Below are 5856 nucleotides of genomic sequence, written 5' to 3'. Positions count from 1 at the left end.
CCGAGCCGCCCGCCGCGCTAAAAGAGCAGCTGCCCGTGTGCATCGAAATGATAGAAAAAATGGGCCTAGCCGCCGTAAGCCGCGAAGGCTACGAGGCCGACGACATCATTGCTAGCGTCGTAAAAGAGTGCAAGCAGAGGGATATATTCGTACGTATAGTGACGCACGATAAGGACCTCTATCAGCTCATCGAGGACGGCAAAGTAAGCATCTATAGCCCCCAAAGCAAGATCGACCACGATAGCGCTAGCTGCATAGAAAAATACGGAGTTCCGCCAAGCTGCATACGCGATTTTCTCGCGATCGCGGGCGATAGCTCGGATAATATCCCGGGCGTAAAAGGCATCGGCGCGGTGGGCGCGAAAAAGCTTTTAAACGAATTTGGTAGTCTTGAGGGCATCTACGAAAACCTGCCGCTAGTGCGAAACGAACGTATCCGCGGTATGCTAGCGGAAGGCCGAGAGAGCGCGTTTTTGAGCAAGCGCCTAACATCGCTCTTTGACGACGTGCCTGACGTGCTCGATCTAAAAAGAGCGGAATTTCCCGAGCAAAATCCGCTCGTAAAAGTCGCCGACACTCTGCGAGAATACGATCTAAACCGCCTTTTAAAAGCGCTGCAAAATAGCGAAAACGCAGGCGAAAACGCGGATTTTAAGCTCGGCTTTAACGCGCGGCTCTTAACAGACGAGAGTGAGATCGAGCGACTGCTGGCAAATATAGACGCAGACACGCTAGTGGCCTTTGACACCGAGACCACGGACGTCGATACGCAAAACGCCCGTCTGGTCGGCTTTAGCTTTTGCTTTAATGACGAGGAGGCCTACTACGTGCCCGTGTCGCACGAGTATCTGGGCGTGCCGAAGCAGGCGAGCGAGAAATTTGCCGCCTGGTCGATAGGGCAAATTTACAAAGGCTGCGTGATCGGGCAAAATTTGAAGTACGATTTTAAGGTCGTAAAGCGAAATCTAGGACTCGAGCCGCCCGTAAATTTTAAAGACACGATGATACTAGCCTGGCTCATGGATCCGGGCTCAAGCGTCGGTATGGACGCGCTAGCCAAGCGCCTCTACGACTACGATACGATCAAATTTGAAGATGTGGTAAAGCGCGGCGAGACCTTCGCGTCAGTAGCGCTGGAAAACGCCGCAAAATACGCCGCCGAGGATGCGTGGATAACGCTGAAGTTTTACAAAAGCTTTTTAAATTTGCTTGATCCCGAGCTGCTCGCGCTTGCCGATACGCACGAGTTTGCGTTTATTCTTACGCTTTTTGATATGGAGCGCGAGGGCATCGCGATAAACCAGGGGAAAATGCAAAATTTGATCCTGCGAAACGACACTAAAATCAAGGCCTTGACAGCCAAAATTTACGAGCTAACGGGCGAAAATTTTAATGTCAACTCCGTTAAACAGCTAGGAGAAGTGCTGTTTGAGCACCTAAAACTACCCGTAAAGAAAAAGACAAAAACGGGCTACAGCACCGACGAGGCCGTGCTAGCAGAGCTTATCGAGGAGCATCCCGTCATCCCTAAACTACTTGAGTACCGCGAGCTATATAAGCTGCAAAGCACCTACTGCGAACCGCTGCTAAATTTGGCTAAAAAAGATGCCGACAGCAGGATATACACGAACTTTATCCAGACGGGAACTAGCACGGGCAGGCTCTCGTCTAAAAACCCGAACCTGCAAAATATCCCCGCTCGCGGCAGCCTAGCTAAGGACGTGCGAGGTTGCTTTGAGGCAAAAAGCGGCTTTAGCTTCGTGGGGCTTGACTACTCGCAGATCGAGCTACGACTGCTCGCGCATTTTAGCAAGGACGCCGCGCTACTTCAGGCATTTGCGAACGACGAGGACATCCATGCGCGCACTGCGATTAGTATATTCGGCAGCGCCGAGGGGCAGAATCGCGCGGTGGCTAAGAGTATAAATTTCGGCCTCATCTACGGCATGGGTTCGAGCAAGTTGGCAAATCAAGTAAGTATCACGCGCGCCGAGGCAAAGGAGTATATCGAGCGCTATTTTAAAGCTTTCCCTACGATAAAAGGCTTTTTAGAGGGGATAAAAACCGCCGCGAAAAACGAGGGCTTCGTGCGCACGCTGCTGGGTAGAAAGCGGCTGTTTGATTTTACTACCGCGACGCCGATGCAAACGGCGATGTATGAGCGCGAGGCGGTAAATACGATATTTCAGGGCTCGGCTGCGGATATCATCAAGATGGCGATGGTAAAAATCCGTCCACTTTTAAGCCCGCGCGCTAGAATGCTTTTGCAGATACACGACGAGCTGATCTTCGAGGTGCAGGATGGCTGCGCGGAGGAGTTTGGCGCAGCAGCGCAAAAGATAATGCAAGAAATTTACAAACTAAACGTACCGCTAAAAACGAGCCTAAATGTGGCTAAGGATTGGGGCGAGTTGAAGTAAAACAGCAAATTTGAGCGTTTAGTCGGAATCAAATTTGCCCGCTAAGCTTATGGGGTGTAACGACGATAAAATTTAGATTAAATTTGCTAATCGGTAAAGGCGGTTGCAAGCGGCAAGATGTGCTACTACGGCGTTTTTGGCGCACTGGGTTTAAATTTGCCCCACTTTTATTTGGCATCTGGTTCTTAGCTTGACTGGCTATTGCGGCCGAACAAAAGCGTGCACGCGGCAAAATAAATTTTGCATTTTTTTAACTAGTCTTGTTGTTTTAGGAGTGGTAAAATTCAGCGCAAAAATCCCTGTTTGCGCAGAAATTTTTCTAAGCTTGAGGCAAATTCCGCGTAGCCCGCAGCGTTTGGGTGGATATGATCGGACATCAGGCGGCTATGCTTCATCACGTCACCCCACGCGTCAGATAGCAAAGGTACGCCATGCTCCTTGGCCAGCTCCTCATATAGCTCGTGATCGCTAAATATCCCAAGCGCCGCGCCTAAAGTTAGCTTGGGAACGCCGATCAGCACCGCGCGACTGCCACTTTCTTTTGCCGTGCGCAAGATGGCGGCGATGTTGGTGCGCGTGGCGGAGCTGGGCTGTCTGCGCAAAAAGTCGTTGCCGCCGATGCTAACTATCACGAGTGCCGGCTTATATTCTCGCAAAAGCGCTGGCAAACGAGCCAAGGCCTGCGCGCTAGTATCGCCAGAAACTCCCGCGTTTATCACCCGCCAGCCGCTTGAGCGCGCTAAAAGTGCAGGCCACGCGCTCTGCTCGCTAGCACCCACTCCCTGCGTGATCGAATCGCCCAAAGCCACTACGAAGCTGCCGGCCGGTAGCGGGCGTTCTTTGCCTTTGCCGCCGCAAGCCGCGATAGATAGCGTAACCAGCGCGGTAAGCAGTACCGCGTAAAATTTTCTCATAAAAGCTCCGTTAAGTGCCAATTTTAAATTAAAAATTAAACCGTGCCACGATAAATTTAATCGCCGTGTGGGGAAACTCGCTCAAATTTATAAATTTGCGTAAATTTAAGATGCAAGCCGTCACGTGCTAAAATTTGCACTAAATTTTAAAATTTAGCGCAAATTCTAAAGCAAATTTCATGCGCACCGTCGCAACTTTTGCCACCCGCCTGCAATACGCCCAAAGCCACTAAAATTTAGCGACCGAGGGCAAAATTTAAAAATCAAAGCCCCAAATTTAGCTACTTTATGAACCCGACCTGCGGTAAAATTTCAGCTAGTGCCGCGTCCTTTTTCTCGTTAAATTTGACCTTGTTTTGCTCAAAAAGATTATTTCCGTGCGCGTCTATGGAGACGATGAGCGGACCAAACTCCTTCACGCGGTACTTCCACAACGTCTCTGGCATCCCAAGCTCCGTCCAGTCCGCGCTCTCGATCTCCTCGACCTGCGTCGCGGCCACCACCGCGCAGCCCGCAGGAAATACGCAGTGTATCGCGCCAAACTCCTTGCAGCCGCTCATCGTGCCCTCTCCCATGCCACCTTTGCCGACTATCAGGCGCACGCCCGTTTTAGCGATAAATTCGCGCTCGAATTTCTCCATCCGCATGCTCGTAGTCGGCCCCACGGAGACTATTTCAAAGCTTTTTTCACCGGTTTTTCTGATGATCGGCCCCGCGTGCAAGATCGCGCCACCGCGGATATCAAGCGGTAGCTCGCGGCCCTCCTGCACGACGCGTCTGTGCGGCACGTCGCGGCAGGTGACGATGTGTCCGGTTAGGTAGATCACGTCGCCGATTTTGATATCCGCTAGATCATCGGGCGCGATCGGCGTGGTTAAAATTTTCTTACTCATAGCGCGAACTCCTTGTGCGATTTTACGTCGAAATTTAGCCCCGCATCCCAGACGATGTGCCCTTTGCGGTGCGACCAGCAGCCCACGTTTACGGCGACGGCGATGACGCTAGGATGGCGGGCGCAGTTTTCGATATGCACGCCCATGACCGAGCTTGCGCCGCTCATGCCTTGCGGGCCGAGGCCGATTTTATTTATGCCATCTTCGAGTAGCTTTTCGGTTAGCGCGGCTCGCTCGTTTGGATTTGTCGAGCCAAGAGGCCTCATCAATGCTTTTTTAGATAGCAAGGATGCCACGTCGATCGAGGTGCCCACGCCCACGCCCACTAGTAGCGGCGGACAGGCGTTTATGCCGTAGCTCGTCATTATATCCATGACGAATTTCACGACGCCCTCATAGCCCATGCCGGGCATCAGCACGGTTGCCTTGCCGGGCAGGCTACAGCCGCCGCCAGCCATATAGGTGTGTATCTCGCACTCGCTGCTTTGCGGCACGATCTCCCAAAATACGCTCGGCGTGCCCTTGCCGACGTTTTTACCGGTGTTGTACTCGTCAAAGGTCTCGACGCTGTTGTGACGCAGCGGAGCCTCGCGCGTCGCTCGCAGTACTGCCTCGCGCAGCAGCTCCTCAAGCTCGCCGATGAGTGGGAAATTTGCGCCGCAGCGCACGAAAAACTGGATCACGCCCGTATCCTGGCAGGACGGACGATCTAGCTCCTTTGCAAGGCGCTGGTTTTCAAACATCGTTTTGTAGATTTCTCTCGCTAACGGCTGCGTCTCGCGTTCGGCGAGCTCGCTTAGCTTCGCCGTCACGTCGTCGGGTAGCACTTTGCCCGTGTAGCCGACGAATTTCGCCATGACCTCGGTCATCTTTTGCACGGCTTTTTCTTTATCCATAGCTTCTCCTTTGCCGGTTTTTACTTTCAAATTTTTCATAAGCGCCCGCTAAGACGCAGCCCGCAGCGTAGCAGAGCAGGTCGGCAAAATCAAACGTCCCACCGATCATTACTTTTAAAATTTTATTTTCTATGCCTAAAATTTGCACCGCGCCAAAATACTGCGATAGCTCCAAAGCCGCCGCAAACGCGAAAATTTTAAGCGGCAAATTTAAAGGCGGCGCGCTAAATGCAGCCCGAGTCAAAGCGTAAAGCAAGATAACCGCCAAAACGTCGCCCGCGTAGTGGCGCACGAAGCCTCCCTTTACGCAGATCGCGATGTAAATTTCAGCCGCCAAAATCAAAACCGCCGCGGCTAAAAACGCTAGCCTAGTTCGCATGCTTTGCCTTGTTTGCGGCTTTTGCGCGAGCTTTACGGCACTTTTTTGCTCTCTTAAATTTTCCTCTCGTAACGCTTTCCTTTTAAATTTAGCCGTTAAATTTGCCTCACGCGCGGCGTAAATTTAGAGATGATTTATCAGGCTCGCGTTATATGCGGCGCCGAAGCCGTTGTCGATATTTACGACACTGACGCCGTTTGCGCAGCTGTTTAGCATCGCTAGCAGCGCCGCTAGCCCGCCAAAGCTCGCTCCGTATCCCACGCTGGTGGGCACCGCGATCACCGGCACGCTAACAAGACCCGCCAGTACGCTAGCTAGCGCGCCCTCCATGCCCGCCACCGCGATCACGACCTT

General features: G+C 52.3%; 6 protein-coding genes. 1 reads left to right on the top strand and 5 read right to left on the bottom strand.

Translation table 11 applies throughout. The features are described from left to right. The coding region (gene polA, locus H740_RS05640; protein WP_002952277.1) for a DNA polymerase I at positions 1–2420 on the top strand (2420 nt) is incomplete at its 5' end. Between the two features lie 284 nt (positions 2421–2704). Here the strand turns inward: polA and H740_RS05635 are convergent. The 5 genes from H740_RS05635 to H740_RS05615 all read right to left on the bottom strand — a co-directional run. Then, the gene (locus tag H740_RS05635) at positions 2705–3334 is read right to left on the bottom strand and encodes an arylesterase (RefSeq protein WP_002952276.1); all 630 of its coding nucleotides are present in this window, start codon (positions 3332–3334) and stop codon (positions 2705–2707) included. Between the two features lie 281 nt (positions 3335–3615). Beyond that, positions 3616–4227 (bottom strand): L(+)-tartrate dehydratase subunit beta, encoded by a 612-nt coding sequence (gene ttdB / locus H740_RS05630; RefSeq protein WP_002947422.1) that lies wholly within the window; start codon positions 4225–4227, stop codon positions 3616–3618. After that, the gene (ttdA, locus tag H740_RS05625) at positions 4224–5123 is read right to left on the bottom strand and encodes a L(+)-tartrate dehydratase subunit alpha (protein WP_002952275.1); all 900 of its coding nucleotides are present in this window, start codon (positions 5121–5123) and stop codon (positions 4224–4226) included. The genes ttdB and ttdA overlap by 4 nt, the downstream gene beginning before the upstream one ends. Further along, positions 5116–5502, bottom strand: a complete 387-nt coding sequence (locus tag H740_RS05620) for a ribosomal maturation YjgA family protein (RefSeq protein ID WP_002952274.1) — start codon at positions 5500–5502, stop codon at positions 5116–5118. The genes ttdA and H740_RS05620 overlap by 8 nt, the downstream gene beginning before the upstream one ends. A 123-nt stretch (positions 5503–5625) precedes the next feature. Further along, positions 5626–5856, bottom strand: a 231-nt coding sequence (locus H740_RS05615) for an AIR carboxylase family protein (protein ID WP_002952272.1), incomplete at its 5' end; no start/stop codon positions are given.

The sequence above is a fragment of the Campylobacter showae CC57C genome (assembly GCF_000344295.2).
GTDB classification, from domain to species: domain Bacteria; phylum Campylobacterota; class Campylobacteria; order Campylobacterales; family Campylobacteraceae; genus Campylobacter_A; species Campylobacter_A showae_B.
The sequence above is the reverse complement of the archived record's forward strand: the minus strand, read 5'-3'. Positions and strand labels throughout refer to the sequence as shown.